The organism is Streptomyces tatrensis (genome assembly GCF_049310065.1).
In the GTDB taxonomy this organism is placed as follows: Bacteria; Actinomycetota; Actinomycetes; order Streptomycetales; family Streptomycetaceae; genus Streptomyces.
Genome location: NZ_JBMDLB010000011.1, coordinates 2,257,122 through 2,276,754, shown reverse-complemented (window position 1 = coordinate 2,276,754; position 19,633 = coordinate 2,257,122). Strand labels below are relative to the sequence as shown.

General features: G+C 72.2%; 15 protein-coding genes. 13 read left to right on the top strand and 2 right to left on the bottom strand.

Features of this window, described 5'->3' with window-relative positions:
* Positions 1-15: 15 nt before the first annotated feature.
* Together ACODT5_RS26020 and ACODT5_RS26015 are read right to left on the bottom strand one after the other, a co-directional pair.
* On the bottom strand, positions 16-1,398 hold the full coding sequence (locus ACODT5_RS26020; protein ID WP_422521655.1) for an FAD-binding oxidoreductase: 1,383 nt from the start codon (positions 1,396-1,398) through the stop codon (positions 16-18).
* Between the two features lie 51 nt (positions 1,399-1,449).
* Positions 1,450-3,303 (bottom strand): glycoside hydrolase family 15 protein, encoded by a 1,854-nt coding sequence (locus ACODT5_RS26015; RefSeq protein ID WP_422521654.1) that lies wholly within the window; start codon positions 3,301-3,303, stop codon positions 1,450-1,452.
* A gap of 413 nt (positions 3,304-3,716) precedes the next feature.
* On the opposite strand from ACODT5_RS26015, the gene ACODT5_RS26010 reads away from it, so the two are divergent.
* The 13 genes from ACODT5_RS26010 (at position 3,717) to ACODT5_RS25950 (ending at position 19,622) form a co-directional block, all read left to right on the top strand.
* Positions 3,717-5,369: a CTP synthase gene (locus ACODT5_RS26010; RefSeq protein WP_422521653.1), complete on the top strand. Its 1,653-nt coding sequence runs from the start codon at positions 3,717-3,719 to the stop codon at positions 5,367-5,369.
* An 80-nt stretch (positions 5,370-5,449) separates the two neighbouring features.
* A complete protein-coding gene (locus ACODT5_RS26005) occupies positions 5,450-6,082 on the top strand; it encodes an NUDIX domain-containing protein (protein WP_422521652.1) in 633 nt (210 codons plus the stop codon).
* A gap of 755 nt (positions 6,083-6,837) precedes the next feature.
* Positions 6,838-8,829: an AAA family ATPase gene (locus tag ACODT5_RS26000; RefSeq protein ID WP_422521651.1), complete on the top strand. Its 1,992-nt coding sequence runs from the start codon at positions 6,838-6,840 to the stop codon at positions 8,827-8,829.
* A gap of 152 nt (positions 8,830-8,981) precedes the next feature.
* Positions 8,982-10,097 (top strand): alanine dehydrogenase, encoded by a 1,116-nt coding sequence (gene ald, locus ACODT5_RS25995; RefSeq protein ID WP_383953709.1) that lies wholly within the window; start codon positions 8,982-8,984, stop codon positions 10,095-10,097.
* Positions 10,098-10,546: 449 nt separating this feature from the next.
* Positions 10,547-11,584, top strand: coding sequence for a ParA family protein (locus tag ACODT5_RS25990; RefSeq protein ID WP_385378510.1), 1,038 nt, complete (start codon positions 10,547-10,549; stop codon positions 11,582-11,584).
* Positions 11,569-12,057, top strand: coding sequence for a hypothetical protein (locus tag ACODT5_RS25985; RefSeq protein ID WP_422521650.1), 489 nt, complete (start codon positions 11,569-11,571; stop codon positions 12,055-12,057). Before ACODT5_RS25990 ends, ACODT5_RS25985 begins: the two co-directional genes overlap by 16 nt.
* 508 nt (positions 12,058-12,565) lie before the next feature.
* Positions 12,566-13,675 (top strand): segregation and condensation protein A, encoded by a 1,110-nt coding sequence (locus ACODT5_RS25980; RefSeq protein ID WP_422521649.1) that lies wholly within the window; start codon positions 12,566-12,568, stop codon positions 13,673-13,675.
* Complete coding sequence (gene scpB / locus ACODT5_RS25975; RefSeq protein WP_422521648.1) at positions 13,672-14,304, top strand: SMC-Scp complex subunit ScpB; 633 nt, start codon at positions 13,672-13,674, stop codon at positions 14,302-14,304. The genes ACODT5_RS25980 and scpB overlap by 4 nt, the downstream gene beginning before the upstream one ends.
* A complete protein-coding gene (locus tag ACODT5_RS25970) occupies positions 14,304-15,959 on the top strand; it encodes a pseudouridine synthase (protein ID WP_422521647.1) in 1,656 nt (551 codons plus the stop codon). The genes scpB and ACODT5_RS25970 overlap by 1 nt, the downstream gene beginning before the upstream one ends.
* 123 nt (positions 15,960-16,082) lie before the next feature.
* Positions 16,083-16,682 (top strand): nicotinamide riboside transporter PnuC, encoded by a 600-nt coding sequence (gene pnuC / locus ACODT5_RS25965; RefSeq protein WP_422521646.1) that lies wholly within the window; start codon positions 16,083-16,085, stop codon positions 16,680-16,682.
* A complete protein-coding gene (locus ACODT5_RS25960; protein WP_422521645.1) occupies positions 16,679-17,797 on the top strand; it encodes an AAA family ATPase in 1,119 nt (372 codons plus the stop codon). Before pnuC ends, ACODT5_RS25960 begins: the two co-directional genes overlap by 4 nt.
* Positions 17,794-18,570 carry an NUDIX hydrolase gene (locus ACODT5_RS25955; RefSeq protein WP_422521644.1) on the top strand — a complete coding sequence of 259 codons (777 nt, stop codon included), beginning with the start codon at positions 17,794-17,796 and terminating at the stop codon, positions 18,568-18,570. Before ACODT5_RS25960 ends, ACODT5_RS25955 begins: the two co-directional genes overlap by 4 nt.
* Positions 18,571-18,599: 29 nt before the next feature.
* Positions 18,600-19,622 (top strand): ADP-ribosylglycohydrolase family protein, encoded by a 1,023-nt coding sequence (locus tag ACODT5_RS25950; protein ID WP_422525037.1) that lies wholly within the window; start codon positions 18,600-18,602, stop codon positions 19,620-19,622.
* The last annotated feature ends 11 nt before the right edge of the window (positions 19,623-19,633 follow it).

Genomic DNA, 19,633 nt, shown 5'->3' with positions numbered 1-19,633 from the left:
GGCCCGGGCGGGCGGTCAGGCGGGCTGGATGTTGTGGTTGAAGCGGAAGACGTTGTCCGGGTCGTACTCCCGCTTCAACCGGCCCAGCCGCCGGATGTTCTCCGCGCCGAGGCCGGCGACCACCCGGTCTCCGCCCTCGTCCCCGGTGAAGTTGAGGTAGACCGCGCCGGTGCTCCAGGGCTGGACGTCGGCGCGGACGTCCTTGACCCACTGGCGGCAGCGGTCGTCGTCGGCCGGGTCCTCCCAGGCGCCGAACGGGTGCACCGCCCAGGGCGCGTCGCGGAACGGCACCGGGTAGTCGGCCGGCCCCTCGGCGATCGCGCCGCCCTGGGGCCACACCACGTGCTGCGTGCCGCTCGGCACCGGCATGGAGTCCGCGCGGGCGCAGAACACGTCCACGAACGCGTCGGGGACCCCGGTCAGGTACTCCGCCGACCAGTAGTTCCGCATGCCCGGCGGATCGTCGAGCATGCACTGGAGGTCCGGGTAGGGCAGGACCGTCACCAGCTCCGCCTCGTGCGGGATCGCCAGCAGCGGCGCGGCCAGCCGGCGCAGCTCCTCCACGGGGCCCGCGTACGTGATCAGCGCACCCGCCAGCAGTCGGCCGACCAGGTGCGAGGGGACGAACTCCTCGGGCGGGCCGGTCATGTAGATGGCGCCGCCGCCGGCTTCGCGGGGCCCGTCCTCCATGACGTCCCGGTACGTACGGACCATCTCGGGCCCGTGCTCCGGCAGGTACAGCAGGAACGCGAGGGACATGACCGGCAGTTCGTGCAGCCGCAGGGTCAGCGAGGTCGCGATGCCGAAGTTGCCGCCGCCGCCGTGCAGCCCCCAGAACAGCTCGGGGTGGTCCTCCGCGGTCGCCGTCACCATCTCCCCGTCGGCCGTCACCAGGTCCACGGCGAGCAGGTTGTCCACCGCCAGGCCGAACTTGCGGTCCAGCCACCCGGTGCCGCCGCCGAGCACGAAGCCGCCCACCCCGGTGGTGGAGACGCGGCCGCCGGTGGTGGCCAGTCCGTACCGCTCGCAGGCCCGGTCCAGATGGCTCATCGTGGCGCCGCCCTCGACGCGGACGGCCGAGGCCCCGGGATGGACCGTCACCTCCTGCATGCGGCGCAGGTCCACGACCACGCCGCCGTCGTTGAGGGACATGCCGGCCACGCTGTGGCCGCCGCCGCGCACCGCGATCGGCAGGTCGAGCCGCCGTGCGAAACGCACGGCGGTCACCACGTCCACCGGACTCTCGCACTGCGCGATGACGGCCGGCCTGCGGTCGATCATCCCGTTGTAGAGGATCCGGGCCTCGTCGTACCCCGGATCGTCCGGAACCAGTACGGCGCCGGACAGATCCTCGCGGAGCTCGGCAAGTGCCGTGCCCGCCTTCGAGAGGGGAGCCATGGCTACCCCCTTCCGGGAGAGGCGGAAAGGCGAACGACCCCTCCAGGGTAGTCAGCCCCCGTACGCTCCGCTCGCCGTCAGCCGCAGGGCCGTGTCGATCAGGGGGACGTGGCTGAAGGCCTGGGGGAAGTTGCCGACCTGGCGCTGGAGCTTCGGATCCCATTCCTCCGCCAGCAGCCCCAGGTCGTTGCGGAGCGCCAGCAGCTTCTCGAAGAGGCGGCGGGCCTCGTCGACCCGGCCGATCATCGCCAGGTCGTCCGCCATCCAGAACGAGCACGCCAGGAAGGCCCCCTCGTCGCCCGCCAGACCGTCCACGCCCGCCTCCTCACCCGACGTCGGGTAGCGCAGGATGAAGCCGTCCGGGGTCGACAGCTCGCGCTGGATCGCCTCGATCGTGCCGATCACCCGCTTGTCGTCCGGCGGCAGGAAGCCCATCTGCGGGATCAGCAGGAGGGACGCGTCCAGCTCCTTGGACCCGTAGGACTGCGTGAAGGTGTTGCGTTCCTTGTCGTAGCCCTTCTCGCAGACGTCCTGGTGGATCTCGTCGCGCATCTCGCGCCACCGCTCCAGCGGGCCGTCCGCGTCGCCGCTCTCGATCAGCCTGATCGTGCGGTCCACGGCCACCCACGCCATCACCTTCGAGTGCACGAAGTGCCGGCGCGGACCGCGCACCTCCCAGATGCCCTCGTCGGGCTGGTCCCAGTTGGTCTCCAGGTAGCGGATCAGCTTGAGCTGGAGCAGGGAGGCGTAGTCGTTGCGCGCCAGGCCCGTCATGTGGCCCAGGTGCAGGGCCTCGGTGACCTCGCCGTACACGTCGAGCTGGAGCTGGCCGGCGGCGCCGTTGCCGACCCGGACCGGGCCGGAGTTCTCGTAGCCCGGCAGCCAGTCGAGCTCGGTCTCGCCGAGCTCGCGCTCACCGGCGATCCCGTACATGATCTGCAGGTTCTCCGGGTCGCCGGCCACCGCGCGCAGCAGCCAGTCCCGCCAGGCGGAGGCCTCCTCGCGGTAGCCGGTGCGCAGCAGCGAGGACAGGGTGATGGCGGCGTCGCGCAGCCACGTGTAGCGGTAGTCCCAGTTGCGGCTGCCGCCGATCTCCTCCGGGAGGGAGGTGGTGGGCGCGGCGACGATCCCGCCCGTGGGGGCGTACGTGAGCGCCTTGAGGGTGATCAGGGAGCGGATCACCGCCTCCCGGTAGGGGCCGTGGTACGTGCACTGCTCGACCCAGTCCCGCCAGAACTCGGTGGTCGTCGCGAGCGCCTCCTCGGGCTCGGGCGGCTGCGGAGGCTTCTTGTGCGAGGGCTGCCAGCTGATGCAGAAGGCCTTCCGGTCGCCCGGCCCGACGGTGAAGTCGGAGTACGTGGTCAGGTCCTTGCCGTAGGTCTGCACCTCGGTGTCCAGCCAGACCGAGTCGGGGCCCGCCACGGCCACGGTGCGGTCGTCGACCCGGTGCACCCAGGGAACGACCCGGCCGTAGCTGAAGCGCATGCGCAGCGCGGAGCGCATGGGGACGCGCCCGCTGATGCCCTCCACGATGCGGATGATCTGCGGGGCGTGGTCCTCGCGGGGCGGCATGAAGTCGATCACGCGGACCGTGCCGCGCGGGGTGTCCCACTCCGACTCCAGGACCAGCGAGTCACCGCGGTAGCGGCGCCGGGTGGCACGCGGGGCCTCGGCGCCGGCCGGGAACGCCGGGCCGATCCGCCAGAACCCGTGTTCCTCGGTGCCGAGAATGCTCGCGAAGACGGCATGGGAGTCGAACCGTGGCAGGCACAGCCAGTCCACCGCCCCGTCCCGGCAGACCAATGCCGCGGTCTGCATGTCGCCGATCAGTGCGTAATCCTCGATGCGCCCGGACACGTTGCATCTCCAGTCGAACAGCACGTCCGCCCCGAGGGGCGCTTGCATTGCGCGGTTGCGCGGTCTCCTGTGGGTGGTGGATCGCCGCGTTGAGCCCATGATTCCGGAACCGGCGGGATTACGCCGTTCGCCGGACTGCTCGGCGGTGAGTGTGATCGATATCCGAGCAGGATATGACGGCACCCTAGTGATCCCCTTTAGCCCCGGAACAATGCCACTCGGCTGAACGGGTGAGCAGGGCGTCGTCGCGGTGACGGGGCCCGCGGAAGGTGCCCCGGCGCGTGGCCGGAGGCGGACCGGCCCGGGCGCTGATAGGCTGGTATCCCGTGGACCGGTGGTCTGCCTGTGCGAATCAGGAGCCCCGAAACCGCAGCTTCGGCGCCCCCTGAGACCCTCCGGTTCGACGGTGGCCGGCGCCGGACGCACCTCACCTTCGCGACCACGGGAGCCCCCTCTTGGCGATGCCGCCCAAATCCATGACGACCAAGCACATCTTCGTCACCGGGGGTGTCGCTTCCTCCCTCGGCAAGGGCCTGACGGCCTCCAGCCTGGGTGCGCTGCTGAAGGCGCGCGGTCTTCGGGTCACGATGCAGAAGCTCGACCCGTACCTGAACGTCGACCCCGGCACGATGAACCCGTTCCAGCACGGTGAGGTGTTCGTCACCAACGACGGCGCCGAGACCGACCTGGACATCGGTCACTACGAGCGCTTCCTCGACGTCGACCTCGACGGCTCGGCCAACGTCACCACCGGCCAGGTCTACTCGCAGGTCATCGCCAAGGAGCGGCGCGGCGAGTACCTCGGTGACACCGTGCAGGTCATCCCGCACATCACCAACGAGATCAAGCACCGCATCCGGCGCATGGCGACCGACGATGTGGACGTGGTGATCACCGAGGTCGGCGGCACCGTCGGCGACATCGAGTCGCTGCCGTTCCTGGAGACCGTCCGCCAGGTCCGCCACGAGGTCGGCCGCGACAACGTCTTCGTCGTGCACATCTCGCTGCTGCCCTACATCGGCCCCTCCGGCGAGCTGAAGACCAAGCCGACCCAGCACTCGGTCGCGGCGTTGCGCAACATCGGCATCCAGCCCGACGCCATCGTGCTGCGCGCCGACCGCGAGGTCCCGACCTCCATCAAGCGCAAGATCTCGCTGATGTGCGACGTCGACGAGGAGGCCGTGGTCGCCGCGATCGACGCCAAGTCGATCTACGACATCCCCAAGGTGCTGCACACCGAGGGCCTGGACGCGTACGTCGTGCGCAAGCTCGACCTGCCGTTCCGCGACGTCAACTGGACCGTCTGGGAGGACCTGCTGGACCGGGTCCACAACCCCGACCACGAGGTCAAGGTCGCGCTCGTCGGCAAGTACATCGACCTGCCGGACGCCTACCTGTCGGTGACCGAGGCGCTGCGCGCCGGCGGCTTCGCCAACAAGGCCCGCGTCCAGATCAAGTGGGTCACCTCGGACGACTGCAAGACCCCGGCGGGCGCCGCGGAGGTGCTCGGCGACGTGGACGCGATCTGCGTGCCCGGCGGCTTCGGCGACCGCGGTGTCAACGGCAAGGTCGGCGCGATCACCTACGCCCGCGAGAACAAGATCCCGCTGCTCGGCCTGTGCCTGGGTCTGCAGTGCGTGGTCATCGAGGCCGCGCGCAACCTGGCGGGCATCGAGGACGCGAACTCCACCGAGTTCGACGCCTCGACCCCGCACCCGGTGATCTCCACGATGGAGGAGCAGCTGGCCTTCGTCGAGGGCGCGGGTGACCTGGGCGGCACCATGCGTCTGGGCCTGTACCCGGCGAAGCTCGCCGAGGGTTCCATCGTGCGCGAGGTCTACGGGGACCAGGCGTACGTGGACGAGCGCCACCGCCACCGCTACGAGGTCAACAACGCCTACCGCGGTGAGCTGGAGAAGAAGGCCGGTCTGGTCTTCTCCGGCACCTCCCCGGACAACAAGCTCGTCGAGTACGTCGAGTACCCGCGCGAGGTCCACCCCTACCTGGTGGCCACCCAGGCCCACCCGGAGCTGCGCTCGCGCCCGACGCGCCCGCACCCGCTGTTCGCGGGTCTGGTCAAGGCGGCCGTGGAGCGGCAGCAGGCCGCGAAGTAGCCGCACGACCGCATAACGTTGGCAGCCGGGGTACGGAGATCCGTACCCCGGCTGTCGCGCGTTGTGGAGGGCTTCGGGGCATGGAGATCAAGGACACTGCGGAATCCTGGGAGACGGTGTCGACGCAGCGGCCGTTCCAGGGCGCGAAGACGGCGGTCGCCTCCGACGAGGTGCGGATGCCGGACGGGTCCGCGGCCCGCCGCGACTACCAGGTGCACCCCGGGTCGGTGTGCGTGCTCGCACTGGACGACGCGGGGCGGGTGCTCGTGCTGAGCCAGTACCGGCACCCGGTGCGGCGGCGGCTGTGGGAGCTGCCGGCGGGCCTGCTGGACGTCGTGGGGGAGAACCCGCTGCACGGGGCGCAGCGCGAGCTGCAGGAAGAGGCGCACGTCAAGGCCGAGGACTGGCGGGTGCTGGCCGACTTCTACGCGTCCCCCGGGGGCTCCGACGAGGCCATCCGGATCTTCCTCGCGCGGGGTGTCGCCGAGGCGGACGGCGAGCGCTACGCGGAGTCCGGCTCGGAGGAGGCGGACATGGAGCTGGCGTGGGTGCCGCTGCCGGAGCTGGTACGGGGCGTCCTGGCGGGCGAGCTGGGCAACCCCGGGCTCGTGACGGGAGTCCTGGCCCTGTCGGCCGCCCTCGCCGCCGACCCTTCCCTGTCCTCCCTCCGCCCGGCGGACACCCCCTGGCCGGCCCGACCGTACGAGGCGTAGCCCCGGCGGGGCCGTTCCGGGGGCCGGCCCCCGCGCCCCTGCGCCTCAAACGCCGGCGGGGCTGGGGTGGCCTTGGTCGGCGCCTGCTGCGGGTGGGGCCGGTGCCGGGGGCGGGGTGGGGTGTCGGCCTGGACTGCATGATTTAGGCGCCCTGTGTTCGGCTTTGAGGGTGGCGGGTTTCTTTTGCGCCACAAATCACGCTTTACGTCCAGGCCGACGCCCCACCCCGCCCCCGTCCCCGACCCGGCGAGCCTTCGACCCCGGCCGGGGGGAACGTCCAGTCCCGGCCGGGGGCTGAGTGTTTCGTCCCGGCCGGGGTTTGTCTTTTCAGCCGTCCGGCGTTTGAGGACCGGGGTCTGGGGCGGAGCCCCAGGGGTCCGGGCGCAGCCCGGTGCCCCGTTCCCTTCAGCCTGTCCGGCGTTTGAGGACCGGGTCAGGGCCGGCCCTGGGAACGGTGGAAGGGCGGGTAGGGGACCCAGCCCCGCAGGGCAGTCCGGCCGGCACCCGCCCACCGGGCCCCGCGCCGGGACGGCGGTGGCGGCAGCCCCGCCCGGCCACCGCCGGACGGAGTCCGGCGCAGCGCGGCGAAGCCCGGGAAGCGCGCCAGCGCTGAGCGGTGCGAGGGGCGCGTGAAGAAGGAGGTAAATGTGCCCATCCGCTGATCCGATCGGGCGATTTGTCCGCCGCGCTCCACCCGGTCCGTCGCTCTGTGTGAACTACGCTCGCAATCCGAAGGCAGCGAGAGGAGCGGATCCGTGACGGATTTCGTCGGGCGGCGGCGTGAGCTCAAGGAGCTCCGCGAGGACATCGCGCGAACCGGGCTCGACACCCTCTCCGGCCGCAAGGCCAAGTCCCCGCGGGCCCGCGTGCTGCTCGTCGCGGGGCGACCTGGCTCCGGCCGGACCGCCCTGGCCGAAGCGCTGGTCCGGGAGATCGCCGAGGACTATCCCGACGGGGTGCTGAAGGTCCGCCTCACCGCCCCCACGGGGGAGACGGTCGCCACGGAGCGTGCCGTCCGCACCCTCCTGGAGGGGCTCGGGCAGCCCACCCCGCCCGGCGCCGCCGAGGACGATCTCAGCTCGGCCCTGCGCACGGCCCTGGCCGGCCGCCGCATGGTCCTGCTCGTCGACGACGCCTCCGATCCGCACCAGGTCGACGCCCTGCTGCCGGACACCCCCGAGTGCCTGGTCGTCGTCACCGCCGAGGGCCCCCTGACCGGGATTCCGGATGTCCGCCCCTGCACGCTCGGCGGCCTGGACACCCCCTCGGCCGTCCGCATGCTCGTCCAGCGCATCGGCGACATCCGCGTCGCCAACGACCCCCGCGCCGCCGAAGCCCTCGCCGAGGAGTGCGGCGGCCAGCCCGCCGCGCTCGCCCTGGCCGGCGGCTGGCTCGCCGCGCGCCCCAAGGCCTCCGTGGCGGACGTGGGCAAGCAGCTGCACGACATGCCCGCCGGTGTCGGCGGCCCGCTGGCCAAGGCCTTCAGGCTCGTCTACGAATCCCTCCCGCAGCCCGCCCAGCGGACCCTGCGGCTGCTTCCGCTTGCCCCCGCGGGTCTCATCGACTCCCACGTCGCCTCCGCCCTCGCCGGCTGCTCCGTGGCCGCCGCGCAGTCGACCCTGGAGGACTTCGCCGCGCTGGGCCTGCTCAGGCCCGCCCACGACGGGCTGTACCTGCTGCCCGGCTGCCTCGCGCCGCTGCTCCAGGCCCTGCTGGAGGCCAAGGAGCGGCCCGCCGAGGTCCAGCTCGCGCGGGCCCGGATGCTGGAGCGCACCGTACGGCTGCTGCTCTCCTGCCGGGCCATGGCGGAGCCGGACGCGGACGGATCCGAGGGATACGACGGACCCGTCGGGGCGCCGGAGAAGCTCGACGGGGTGCCGCGCGCGCTGCGCTTCGCCGACCGGCGGGCGGCGGAGACCTGGCTGGACACCCGGCTGCCCGCGCTGCTGGCGGCCGCCTCGCTGGCCGTGGCCGACGGGGAGCTGGACACCCTGGCGCGCAGGTTCGTGGCGGCGCTGGCGGGGGCCCTGTCCGAGCACCGCGGCACCGCCGGGGCCGCGCCCGAGCTGTACGGGCTGCACCGGCTCGTGCTGGACGTGGCCGAGCGGCGCGATCTGCACCGGGAACAGGCCGCAGCGCTGCTGAACCTGGCCGATCTGGACGCCGAGACGGGCCGGACCCGGGAGGCGCTGGACCGGTACCGGGCCGCGCTGGCCGCGGGAAAGGCGGCGAAGGACCCGTACGCGTCGGGCCGCGCGATGGAATCCGTAGGTGGCGCGCACCAGGAGCTGGGCGACTGGCACCGGGCCTCCGACTGGTTCGGCCGGGCCCTGTCCCACGCCCTCGCCCGGGGGGAGCGCGCGGACGAGGCGCGGCTGTACGGACGGCTGGGGAACGTGCACACGTACGCGGGCCGGTACGGGGACGCGCTGCGGAGCTGGCGGGCGGCCTCGGCCGGCTACCGGAAGCTGGCCGATGTCCCGGGCCAGGCAAAGGCGTTGAGCGAGATGGCGCGGATCCAGGAGTACGCGGGGCGGCCCGAGGAGTCGCTGCACACCTGCCGCGAGGCGGTGGAGCTCGCGCGGAAGGCCGGGGACCTGCGGCTTCAGGCCGCGCTCCAGGTGCGACTGGCGGACACGCTGGACCGGCTCGGGGATCCCGCGGCTGCCAGGCTGCACAGGTCCGCAGCCGACAGATTGCTGGGAGATGACCCCGCAGCCTGCGAAATCCGCAGCGTTTCCGACTGAGATTATTACTTTGCAAGGCTAGACAGCCGCTCATCCTTCATTAGACTGGCTTCACCAGGTCATCCTCTGGTGCATCCCGTTGCGCGTTCTTGTGGACGGGTTTGTATTGAAGTAGCCCGAAACATCCCCTGAGCCAAGGACCGTGAGCCACGATGAAGGTCGGCATCCCCCGCGAGGTCAAGAACAACGAGTTCCGGGTCGCCATCACGCCTGCCGGCGTGCATGAGCTGGTCCGGGGCGGCCACCAGGTCTTCATCGAGCAGAACGCCGGTGTGGGCTCCTCGATCACGGACGCGGAGTACGTGTCCGCCGGCGCCGAGATCCTCGGCACCGCCGACGAGGTCTGGGCGACCGCCGACCTGCTGCTGAAGGTCAAGGAGCCCATCGCGGAGGAGTACCACCGCCTCCGCAAGGACCAGACCCTCTTCACCTACCTGCACCTCGCGGCCTCCCGCGAGTGCACGGACGCCCTGCTGGAGTCCGGCACCACCGCCATCGCGTACGAGACGGTCGAGACGGCGAACCGCGCCCTCCCGCTGCTCGCCCCGATGTCCGAGGTCGCGGGCCGCCTGGCCCCGCAGGTCGGCGCCTACCACCTGATGCGCTCGGTCGGCGGCCGCGGCGTGCTCCCCGGCGGCGTCCCCGGCACCCACGCCGGCGAGTGCGTGGTCATCGGCGGTGGCGTCTCCGGCTGGAACGCCGTGCAGATCGCCGTCGGCATGGGCTTCCACGTGACCCTGCTGGACCGCGACATCAACAAGCTCCGCGAGGCCGACAAGATCTTCGGTACGAAGATCAAGACGATCGTCTCCAACGCCTTCGAGCTGGAGAAGGCCGTCGTCGAGGCCGACCTCGTCATCGGCGCGGTGCTGATCCCGGGTGCGAAGGCCCCGAAGCTGGTCACCAACGAGCTCGTCGCCAAGATGAAGCCCGGAAGTGTCCTTGTCGACATTGCGATCGACCAGGGCGGCTGCTTCGAGGACTCCCGCGCGACCACTCACGCCGAGCCGACCTTCCAGGTCCACAACTCGGTCTTCTACTGCGTCGCCAACATGCCGGGCGCGGTGCCGAACACCTCCACGTACGCGCTGACCAACGCCACGCTGCCCTACATCGTGCAGCTCGCGAACCTCGGCTGGGTCGAGGCGCTGCGTCGTGACCCGGCGCTCGCGCTGGGCCTCAACACCCATGATGGCCAGGTCGTTTACCGTGAGGTCGCCGAGGCCCACGGTCTCGAGACCCTCGAGCTGAGCACGCTTCTCGGCTGAGTCGTCAACGACTGACGTCAATCTCACGTATCCGGCCGGACCTTGCTCGCGAGGTCCGGCCGGAGGCGTTCCCGGGGTCCCCGGCGAGGCCGCTCAACTCGCCTCGAACGTAACCCTTTAACCCTTTCGCACACCCGCGAAACTTCCCGGCGACAGCTCGTGCGCCCTTGACAGAGTGGTGTTCGGTTGCCGACACATCGCGGTGGGTCCGGCGGATTGTGTTGCCGCTGAGTGGTGACACGCCATAGAGTCGCCAACCGTCGGCATGGTGCCACGCTGACCTATCGATAAGTGTCCTGGTCACGTCCGAGGAGGTAAGACGACTTGTGAATGAGTCGACATTTGCTCCTGGAGGTGGTCGAGCAGGAGGGCCTGCGCGGGGCCAGGGTCCTGCCGGAATCGAAGCCGTGGGATCCGTAGCGGTCCGCACCTTCGCAAACCACCAGCACATGACGACGCCCCAAAAGAGCATGGACGGCCTAGACGTGAACTCCAGGGCCGGCGACCTGAGCGGCGACAAGCCCGTGGGTCTCGCCGACTACGAACAGGTGCCCGAGGGGCATTTCTACGACCCGGACGCGGAGTACGAGCCCGACCCCGAGTACGCGGCCACTCTCGCCCCCGACGCTGCACGCCAGCGCCGCGAGCGGATCGGCCCGACCGGACGGCCGCTGCCGTACTTCCCGATCCCGGGTCCGCTGACCGATCACGGTCCGGCGACCATCATCGCGATGTGCAACCAGAAGGGCGGCGTGGGCAAGACCACGTCGACCATCAACCTGGGTGCCGCGCTCGCGGAGTACGGACGACGGGTGCTCCTCGTCGACTTCGACCCGCAGGGCGCGCTGTCGGTCGGCCTCGGGGTCAACCCGATGGAACTCGACCTGACGGTCTACAACCTGCTCATGGAGCGGGGCATGTCGGCCGACGAGGTGCTGCTGAAGACGGCGGTCCCCAACATGGACCTGCTGCCGAGCAACATCGACCTGTCGGCCGCCGAAGTGCAGTTGGTCAGCGAGGTCGCGCGCGAGTCGACGCTGCAGCGGGCCCTGAAGCCCCTGCTGCCCGACTACGACTACATCGTGATCGACTGTCAGCCTTCGCTCGGTCTGCTGACCGTGAACGCCCTGACGGCGGCTCACAAGGTCATCGTGCCGCTGGAGTGCGAGTTCTTCGCGCTGCGCGGTGTGGCGCTGCTGACCGAGACCATCGAGAAGGTGCAGGAGCGGCTCAACCCGGAGCTGGAGCTCGACGGCATCCTCGCCACGATGTACGACTCCCGTACGGTGCACAGCCGTGAGGTGCTGGCGCGCGTCGTCGAGGCCTTCGACGACCACGTCTACCACACGGTCATCGGCCGTACGGTGCGGTTCCCGGAGACCACGGTCGCCGGCGAGCCGATCACCACGTACGCCTCCAACTCCGTCGGTGCCGCCGCCTATCGCCAGCTGGCCAGGGAGGTGCTCGCCCGGTGTCCCGCCGAGTGAGTCTGCCCGGAGCCGACGAACTGTTCCGTACGACCGGGGGGATGGCGCTGACGTCGTCCTCGCCGTCGTCGCGGGGAGTCGAGCACGCCGCGTCGGCGGCGGAGGGCACGGCGGGGGAGGGTCGCAGCCGGGAGGCTGAGGCCGGTACGGAGCCGGGCGTCGGTCCGCAGCGGCGCCCGCAGGAAGGTTCCGGTAACGCCGTCCCCGCCCCCACCCCCGGTCGGGTCAAGGGGCAGGGCCGGGGTGCGAACCGGCGGCCCAGCGGGCGCGAACGGCACGACGAGAAGATCACGGTCTACGTCTCCGCCGAGGAGCTCATGGACCTGGAACACGCGCGGCTGGTGCTGCGCGGGGAGCACGGTCTGGCGGTCGACCGCGGGCGGATCGTGCGGGAGGCCGTCGCGGTGGTTCTGGCGGACCTGGAGTCCCGCGGCGACGCGAGCATCCTGGTTCGGCGGCTGCGGGGGCGCTGAGCCCTCCGGGGGTGCGGGCGGGTCGATCCGTCGGCCCCCTGCGGTGCGGGTCCCGAGGGCGGGGCCGGAGGCCGGAAGTCGTCGGTGCCGCCCGCTGTGCGGGGGTGAGGTTCCCCTACCCGCCCTTCGCCCGTTCCCCGGGCTCTGCCCGGACCCGGTCCTCGAGCGCCGGACGGGCTGGATGATCCCGGGGCTCCGCCCCAGACCCCGGTACTCAGGCGCCGGACGGGCTGGATGATCTCGGGGCTCCGCCCCGGAGCCCGGTCCTCGAGCGCCGGACGGGCTGGATGATCCCGGAGCTCCGCCCCGGAGCCCGGTCCTCGAGCGCCGGACGGCTGAGGTGTCCTGGGGCTCCGCCCCGGACCGCGGTCCTCGAGTGTCGGACGGGCTTGGCTGGCCCTGGGGGATTTGCCCGGGTCCCCGCTGCTTCCGTGGCGTAGCGCGTGGGAGCCTTGGGTACTGGGCCACGGCCCGATCAGCCGCTCCTTCCGTACCACCCTGGACCGCGATGCCCCCTCCCGCCGAACCCGGCCTCCCGCCCCGCCGCTCGCTGGGCCGCGGGCCCGGTGCCTCCGTGCCGGAGGAGGAGTTCTCCGTACCCGCCCCGCTCGGCCCGTCTGCCGCGCCCGTACCCGCCCCGGAGGCCCCCTGGGGGCCCGTGGGCGGCTCTGAGGGCCCCGAGGGCCCCGAGAGGGTCTCCGAGGACCCCGGGACGGTCGGGGAGGCCGAGGAGGTCGTGCCGGGTCCCGTGGGGCCTCCTGCGGCTCCTCCCGGGTCCTCGGTCGGAGGCGCCGAAGGTGCGGCCGCGGCGGACCCGGTCGGGGACGGGCGGTTCACGGTGCACCTCGGGAACTTCGAGGGGCCCTTCGATCTGCTGCTGCAGTTGATCTCCCGGCACAAGATGGACGTGACCGAGGTCGCGCTGTCCGAGGTCACCAATGAGTTCATGGCGTACATCCGTGCGATGGGGCCCGACTGGGATCTCGACCAGACGACAGAGTTCCTCGTCGTCGCCGCCACCCTGCTGGACCTGAAGGCGGCCCGGCTGCTGCCCGTCGCCGAGGTCGAGGACGAGGCGGACCTCGCGCTGCTGGAGGCCCGGGACCTGCTGTTCGCGCGGCTGCTGCAGTACCGGGCGTACAAGCGGATCGCCGAGATCTTCCAGGACCGGGCCGAGACCGAGGGCAAGCGCTACCCGCGCACCGTGGGGCTGGAGCCCCACCTCGCCGAGCTGCTCCCCGAGGTGGTCATCGGCATCGGCGGCGAGGGGCTGGCGCGGCTCGCGGTCAAGGCCATGCAGCCCCGGGCGAAGCCCCAGGTGTACGTGGACCACATCCACGCGCCCCTCGTGAGCGTCCGGGAGCAGGCCGGGCTGGTCGTGGCGCTGCTCAAGGCGCGCGGCGTGGCCACCTTCCAGGAGCTCACCGAGGACGCCGCCGACACCCTGACGGTGGTGGCGCGCTTCCTGGCCCTCCTGGAGCTCTACCGGGAGAAGGCGGTGGTCCTGGACCAGGAGGAGGCCCTGCAGACGCTCACCGTGCGCTGGAGCGGCGGGGACGGGGACGGCATGCCGACGGTGACGGACGAGTTCGACCAGATCGTGGAGGTCAAGGAATGAACGACGCGGCGACCCCCGTCGCCGGGCTGGCGCTCAAGCCCGCCCTGGAGGCCGTCCTCATGGTCGTGGACGAGCCGGCGACCGAGGCGCACCTGGCCAAGGTGCTGGAGCGGACCCCCCGCGAGGTCGCGCGGGCGCTGCGCGAGCTGGTGGACGAGTACGAGGTCCAGGGCCGCGGATTCGAATTGCGGCTCGTCGCCGGGGGCTGGCGGTTCTACAGCCGGGCGGACTACGCGCCGGCGGTGGAGGCCTTCGTCCTGGACGGCCAGCAGGCCCGCCTCACCCAGGCGGCGCTGGAGACGATGGCCGTCGTCGCGTACCGCCAGCCGGTCAGCCGGTCGCGGGTCTCGGCGGTCCGCGGAGTCAACTGCGACGGGGTCATGCGCACCCTCCTCCAGCGGGGTCTGGTGGAGGAGGCGGGGACGGAACCCGAAACAGGTGCGATCCTGTACAGGACGACGAACTACTTTCTGGAGCGGATGGGCCTGCGTGGCCTGGACGAGCTCCCGGAGCTCGCGCCCTTCCTCCCCGAGGCGGACGCGATCGAAGCCGAGACGCAAGAGGGTGTTCCGTCGTTCGATCCGGACTCTCCGGATACCGATGAAGACGACAAGACGACGGAACTTTGATGCGAAGCAGCGGCAACGGCAACTCTGGCGGCAACAGGAACAGCGGCGGCGGTGGTGGCGGGCGCGGTAGCTCCCCCCGCGGCGGCTCCTCCAGCGGCGGCGGCGGTGGCTACCGCGGTGGCGGCTCCGGCGGCGGCAGCGGCTCGGGCGGCGGCTCCCGCGGAGGCAGCTCGGGCGGTGGCTACCAGGGTGGCGGCGCCCGTGGCGGCTCCTCCGGTGGCGGCTACCAGGGTGGCGGCAGCTCGGGCGGTGCCTCCCGTGGAGGCTCCTCGGGCGGTGGCTACCAGGGTGGCGGCGCCCGCGGCGGCTCCTCCGGTGGCGGCTACCAGGGTGGCGGCAGCTCGGGCGGCGGCTCCCGTGGAGGCTCCTCGGGCGGCGGTTACCAGGGCGGTGGCTCCCGTGGCGGCTCCTCCGGCGGCGGTTACCAGGGTGGCGGCTCCCGTGGCGGCAGCTCGGGCGGTGGCTCGGGCGGTGGCTACCAGGGCGGTGGCTCCCGCGGCGGCTCCTCCGGCGGTGGCTACCAGGGTGGCGGCTCCTCCGGCGGCTACCAGGGCGGCTCCTCCGACCGTGACCGCGAGGAGGCCCCCCGCATCCGCAACCCGCGCCCCGAGGAGCGTCGCTACGACGTGGGCCCCGAGGGTGAGCGCAACGGCCGCGGCGGTGCCAAGGCGGGCGGCGGCGGTGCCCGCGGCGCGGCCGACGGCAACCGCGGTGGCGGCGCACGCGGTGCTGCGGCCCGCGGTGGCGCCAAGGGCGGCCCGAAGGTCTCCCGTACCCCGGGCATCGGCGGCGCCGGCGGCCCGCGCATCGGCCCCGGCTCCCGCAGCGGCCAGTCCAAGCCGCGCGAGCTGGAGGCGCGGATCGAGGAGCGCGTGCGCGACCGGTACGCCGACAAGCCCGTGATCAAGACCCCGAAGACCTTCCCGGGCGCCGAGGAGGAGGGTGAGCGTCTGCAGAAGGTGCTCGCCCGTGCCGGCATGGGCTCGCGCCGTGCGTGCGAGGAGCTCGTCGAGCAGGCGCGCGTCGAGGTCAACGGCGAGATCGTCCTGGAGCAGGGCAAGCGCGTGAAGCCCTCGGACGAGATCAAGGTCGACGGCCTGACCGTCGCCACCCAGTCGTACCTGTTCTTCGCGCTGAACAAGCCGGCCGGCGTCGTCTCCACCATGGAGGACCCGGACGGCCGCCAGTGCCTCGGTGACTACGTCACCAACCGTGAGACGCGTCTCTTCCACGTCGGCCGGCTCGACACCGAGACCGAGGGCATCATCCTGCTCACCAACCACGGTGAGCTGGCCCACCGCCTCACGCACCCGAAGTACGGCGTGAAGAAGACCTACGTCGCCGCCATCACCGGCCCGCTGCCGCGCGACATCGGCAAGCGCCTCAAGGACGGCATCGAGCTGGAGGACGGCTACGCCCGCGCCGACCACTTCCGCGTCGTCGACCAGCTCGGCAAGAACTACCTGGTCGAGGTGACCCTCCACGAGGGCCGCAAGCACATCGTCCGCCGCATGCTCGCCGAGGCCGGTTTCCCGGTCGAGAAGCTGGTGCGGACCTCCTTCGGCCCGATCGAGCTCGGCGACCAGAAGTCCGGCTGGCTGCGCCGCCTGACCAACACCGAGGTCGGCATGCTCATGCGCGAGGTCGGTCTGTAGGACCCCCGGCCCACACGGGCCTCCAGAACCCGCGGTGCCTTCGGGCGCCGCGGGTTTTTTTGGTTGTGCGACGCCCCCAATCCTTTTATAGTCAACCTGACTATAAAAGGATTGGGGGGCGTCATGGGATGGCAGACGAGCTGGACCGAGATCCTCGGGTTCGTCACGGGGGCCGTGTGCGTCTGGCTGGTCGCCCGGCAGCACATCGCCAACTGGCCGATCGGCATCGCCAACAACGTCTTCTTCATCGTGCTCTTCGCCCAGGCGGGCCTCTACGCCGGCGCCGGGCTGCAGATCGTCTTCATCGCCCTCGCCGCGTACGGCTGGTGGTCCTGGACCCACGGGGGTGGACCTGGCACCACCACGGCCCTGCCGGTGCGCCGCACCACGGCCGCCGAGTGGACCGTGCTGGCCGCGGCGGGGGCGGTGGCGGTGCTCGGCCTGACGCTGCTGCTGGGCCGGGTCACCGACTCCACCGTCCCGTTCTGGGACGCGGCCACGACCGGGCTCTCGCTCATGGCCACGTACGGCCAGTGCCGCAAGCTCGTCGAGTCCTGGTGGCTGTGGATCGCCGCCGACCTCGTGTACATCCCGCTGTACGCCTACCAGGGGCTGTACCTGACCTCCCTGCTCTACGCCGGCTTCCTCGCCCTGTGCGTGGCCGGACTGCTCGGCTGGCGCCGGGCGCTCCCGGCCCGCGACGCGCTGGCGGCGGCGGCATGAAGCGCCACGGACACGGCCTGGTCCTCGGCAAGTTCTATCCGCCGCACGCCGGCCACCACCACCTGGTGCGCACCGCGCAGGACCAGTGCGAGCGGCTGACCGTACTGGTCTGCGCGGCCTCGGTGGAGTCCGTACCGCTCGCCGACCGGGTCGCCTGGATGCGCGAGGCGCACCCGGGCGCCGAGGTCGTCGGCGCGGTCGACGACATCCCGGTCGACCTCCACGACCCGGCCGTCTGGGAGGCGCACATGGCGATCTTCCGGGGCGCGGTGCGCCGCCCGGTCGACGCGGTCTTCACGTCCGAGGCCTACGGGACCGAGCTCGCGCGGCGGTTCGGCGCCGAGGAGGTCTGCGTGGACCTGGACCGCACCCTCTTCCCGGTGTCCGGTACGGCCGTACGGGCCGACCCCGTCGGGAACTGGGAGTTCCTCGGGCCCGCCGTACGGGCGGCGCTGACCCGGCGGATCGTCGTACTCGGCGCCGAGTCCACCGGCACCACCACGCTGTCGCGGGCCCTGGCCGAGCACTGGCGGGGGCGCGGCGGCGTGTGGGCGAAGACGGGCTGGGTCGCCGAATACGGCCGGCGCTACAGCGAGGAGCGGCTCGCGGCCGCGCGCGCCGCGGACCCGGCGGCGACCTGGGCCGACGTGAGCTTCACCTCGGCGGAGTTCCCGGTGATCGCGCGTCGGCAGGACGCGGAGGAGGAGCGGGCGGCCCGGCTGGGATCTCCGGTGCTCTTCTGCGATACGGACTCCTTCGCCACCGGGATCTGGCACGAGCGGTACATGGGCGGGCGCAGCGCGGAGGCCGAGCGGATCGCCGCCGGGACGCGGCGGGACCTGTACCTGCTCACCGACCACGCGGACGTGCCCTTCGAGGACGACGGGCTGCGCGACGGCGCGGAGCTCCGGCCGTGGATGACGGGGCGGTTCCTGGAGGAGCTGGAACGGACCGGCAAGCGCTACCTGGTGGTCCGCGGGGACCGCCGGGCGCGGCTGGCGGCGGCGGTGGCCGCCGTCGACGGACTCCTCGCGGAGGGCTGGCAGTTCGCGGATCCGCTGCCGGAGCGCGTCGCGGAGCGAGTGGCCGGGCAGACGGGGGAGCGGAGCCGATGAGTGACACCGGACCTGGACCTGGACCCGGGCGCAGCCCCGGGTACGACCCGCACGCCTTCGCACCCTTCGCGGTGACCGTCGACCTCGCCGTCTTCACCGTGCGCGGCGGGACCCTGCACGTGCTGCTGATCCGGCGCGGGCAGGAACCGTACGCGGGGGCCTGGGCGCTGCCCGGCGGCTTCCTGCTGCCGCGGGAGTCGGCGGAGACGGCCGCCCGGCGCGAACTGGCCGAGGAGACCGGCCTGTCGGCGCAGGTGATCGACGCCCTCCACCTGGACCAGCTGCGCACCTACAGCGAACCGGACCGGGACCCCCGCATGCGGGTGGTCTCCGTGGCCTTCACCGCGCTCGTCCCCGACCTGCCGGAACCGGTGGCCGGGGGCGGCGGAGACGCGGACCGGGCCCGCTGGGTGCCGGTGGGGGAGGCCTGCGCCCCGGCCTTCGGACTGGCCTTCGACCACGAGGAGATCCTCGCGGACGCCCGGTCCCGCGTCGGCTCGAAGCTGGAGTACAGCTGCCTGGCCACCGCCTTCTGCCCGCCCGAGTTCACCCTCGGCGAGCTCCAGGCCGTCTACGAGACCGTCTGGGACACCGCCTTGGACCGCCCCAACTTCCGCCGCAAGGTCCTGGCCACGCCCGGCTTCGTCGAGGCCGTGCCCGGAGCGGCCCGGCTCACCGGCGGCCGCGGCAAACCGGCCGCGCTCTACCGGCCCGGCCCCGCCAACACCCTGCACCCGCCCCTGCTGCGCCCTTCGGAAGGACACACGCGATGACGAACCCGCCCATGAAGCCGACGAAGCCTATGAAGCCGACGAACACGAAGCGGGCCGCGACGGGATCCCTGATCGGACTGGCCCTGGGAGACGCCCTCGGCTTCCCGACGGAGTTCAACGACGTCCCCGGGATCCTCGCGAAGACCGGCCCGTGGCGGCAGATGGACCTGCCCAGGCCGGCGATCGTCACGGACGACACCCAGATGACGCTGGCCCTCGCCCGGGGGATGCGGACCGCCGGGGAGCGGGGCCGGGTGGGCCCGCTGCGCCTCGCCCGCCCGGTCCGGGAGGAGTTCGTCGACTGGTACCACTCCCCGGAGAACAACCGGGCCCCGGGCCGCACGTGCCTGAAGGCCTGCAGCCTCCTCAACCACCCCGAGCGGGACTGGCGCGACGCGAGCCAGCTCGGGTCCAAGGGCTGCGGGGCGAACATGAGGGTGGCTCCCATCGGGCTGGTGCCGGGCTGGACGGAGGAGGAGCGGGCCGGCGCGGCCCAGCTCCAGTCGGCCCTGACCCACGGCCACCCCACGGCACTGGCCGCCTCCGACCTCACGGCGCGGGCGGTGTTCCTGCTGGCGCAGGGCACGGAGGTGACCGGCCTGGTCGGGCAACTGCGCTCGTACGCCCTGGAGAACCGCACCCGCTACCACGAGCGCTGGCTCGGAGACCTCTGGACGCGGACGGCCTCCGATGCCTCGGCCGAGTCCTTCATGGCGCGCGGCTGGGACGAGTGCCTGGAGGTCCTGGACCGCCTCGCGGCGGCCCTGCGCACCCCGTCCCCGGAGACCGACCCCTGCCTCACGACCGGCGAGGGCTGGATCGCCGAGGAGGCCCTGGCCACCGCCCTCCAGTGCTTCCTGCTCTTCCCGGAGGAACCCCTCCTGGCCCTGCGCCGCGCGGCCTGCACGGCCGGCGACTCCGACTCCATCGCCTGCCTGGCCGGCGCCTTCGCGGGCGCCCACCTCGGCGCGGACGCCTGGCCCGGCGACTGGGAGGGCCGCATCGAATACCGCGCCGAACTCCTGTCCTTCGGCGCCCTCTGGGACGCGTGAGCGGTGCTCGA